At 77.1% G+C, this 576-nt stretch carries 1 protein-coding gene; it reads right to left on the bottom strand.

What is annotated here, in order from left to right:
- Positions 1 to 576, bottom strand: a 576-nt coding sequence (locus HZU84_RS20035; protein WP_180693125.1) for an IS66 family transposase, incomplete at both ends; no start/stop codon positions are given.

Here is a 576-nt window from a genome sequence, read left to right as displayed (position 1 = left end):
GCGCAGCGCCTGCTCGGCGGCGTTGTTGGTGGGCTCGACGCCGGGGTGGCGCACGAAGGTCCACAGCGAGACCTCCTGCGCGAGCAGGTTGGCGCAGGTCTGCGCGGTGCGCCGGCAGCCTGAGCGCGTGCCGCGCTCGAGTGCCTGATGCACCCGGGCCTGCAGCCGCGCGAACTCGGCCGGGCCGGCGTCGCGGGCGCGCCAGCGGAACAGCACCCGACCCAGCCCGAGCAGGCGCCGGCCGACGCAGCCCGCCGCCCCGGCGCGCCCGGCGATGCGCTCGAAGTCGCGCAGCAGGTGCGCCCAGCACACCTGGCGCCGCTCTGGCGCCACCCAGTCGTACACCGCGTAGCGGTCCGTCACCAGCACGCCGGCCGGGCGCTCGCCCGCCAGCGCCTGCGCCACATAGCGCGCCCGCGAGGGCAGCACCTGGTAGACCACCACCTGCGGCTGCACCGTCGCCCACACCCAGTGCCGGGTGCCGGATCCCGCCTGGCGCCAGCTCGTCTCGTCCATGTGCAGCACCGCCGCGCCGTGGCAGCTCGCCGCCGCCTGCTGCACCGGTGCCTGCAGCGC

Source organism: Sphaerotilus sulfidivorans (assembly GCF_013426975.1).
Classification (GTDB): domain Bacteria; phylum Pseudomonadota; class Gammaproteobacteria; order Burkholderiales; family Burkholderiaceae_C; genus Sphaerotilus; species Sphaerotilus sulfidivorans.
Note: the sequence above shows the minus strand (reverse complement) of the source record. Positions and strands in the feature narration are given on the sequence as shown.